Below are 1,226 nucleotides of genomic sequence, written 5' to 3'. Positions count from 1 at the left end.
CACCAAAGAATCAATCGGGTTGCCTGAACCTGATTAACTTTATATGTCAGAGCTTAACTTTCTTTCAGGTTGTCCAGTTACAGGGAGCCACATCACGTTGTGAGTGCTGAACCGTCAAGTAGTTCGATATTTCGCCCCTTGGCGAATGACTTTGCCTCCGTTGTAAATACTCCAGAGGTTACAACGAATCCACCCGTTGCTCCCTTTGCTACCATCACGCCAAGCAGCTCACGCACAATGTTGACTGAGACTTTATAAGCTCGCCGCTGTTTGCACTGAACAAGAAAAAATTCGCCTTCTTTTCTGAGCACGAGATCAATGCCGTCATCAGCCCCTCCTCCGCCAGTTTCAACAATTGAAAATCCATGCATACGGAAAGCTTCTCCTACCAGCAACTCGAAATCTCTCCACGTAATGTCGCGCAGAACATTTCCTGCTTTACCTTCACCAACAGCGCGAACTAGATCCTTCCGCTTGCGCCGTTTGAGAAAAGATGCAAATGCACCAAATAAAAATAGCGGTGGCAAAATGTATTGCCCATAATAAGCGAAAGTTCGGCCCATTTGTTCAACCACCATGTAACCCATCTGCCCCGGCACAGGACTTGTCGGCATTCCAAGTGAAGCGTAATGCTGCAAAACGCCATAGGCGATAACAGCAAGAACAACTCCCATCCACCATGGAAGCGCACTTGTAATATCCAGCAAATCTTCTCCAAGACCAGTTTTTCTTCGTGCCATCATTTTTCCATCAATTAGAAGCTAATCCCTCTAATGGGAATTAAGATTAAAAAATAATTTCTTGTTATAACTATCAGTTAATTAGCAAGTTCTAATATTGGGAAAAACTCAAATTACTCTTGAAGAACTTGCAGTGCCCTATGCTGCACACCTTTGCGAACACCTAAAAGAACATCCAAAACAAGGTACAAGTGAGCAGAGTACATTTTTGGATAAGCTACGGGCGTTTAATCAGGGTGTAATAGAGAAAGATGAAATGATATCCCATACGTTACGCTACGGTTTCGTTAACGTACTTGATGCTTTCTAACATGGTCAAGTAATTTGTGACAACCCAGTTAAGCGACTTTTTTAAGTTCTGCCCTTTCAGCTTCAAATTGAATGGGACTTCTATAATCCAAATAAGAATGTAGTCGATGGCTGTTATAGAACATGGATATGTAATTTAATATATCTTGTTGTGCCTCATATCGATTCTGATAATGG

Annotated in this window: 3 protein-coding genes; 1 reads left to right on the top strand and 2 read right to left on the bottom strand. The window is 42.3% G+C overall.

The genetic code is table 11. The features are described 5' to 3' along the window. Positions 1–92 precede the first annotated feature (92 nt). Complete coding sequence (locus BLV54_RS15280) at positions 93–743, bottom strand: restriction endonuclease (RefSeq protein ID WP_218132449.1); 651 nt, start codon at positions 741–743, stop codon at positions 93–95. Positions 744–837: 94 nt separating this feature from the next. Here BLV54_RS15280 and BLV54_RS15275 point away from each other — a divergent pair, with 94 nt between their 5' ends. Beyond that, complete coding sequence (locus BLV54_RS15275) at positions 838–1,050, top strand: hypothetical protein (protein WP_090572421.1); 213 nt, start codon at positions 838–840, stop codon at positions 1,048–1,050. A gap of 28 nt (positions 1,051–1,078) precedes the next feature. On the opposite strand, the gene BLV54_RS15270 is transcribed toward BLV54_RS15275, so the two are convergent. After that, positions 1,079–1,226: IS3 family transposase (locus tag BLV54_RS15270; RefSeq protein ID WP_143032551.1), on the bottom strand; the 148-nt coding region annotated here is incomplete at its 5' end.

The sequence above is a fragment of the Nitrosomonas sp. Nm33 genome (assembly GCF_900107265.1).
Classification (GTDB): Bacteria; Pseudomonadota; Gammaproteobacteria; order Burkholderiales; family Nitrosomonadaceae; genus Nitrosomonas.
The sequence above is the reverse complement of the archived record's forward strand: the minus strand, read 5'-3'. Positions and strand labels throughout refer to the sequence as shown.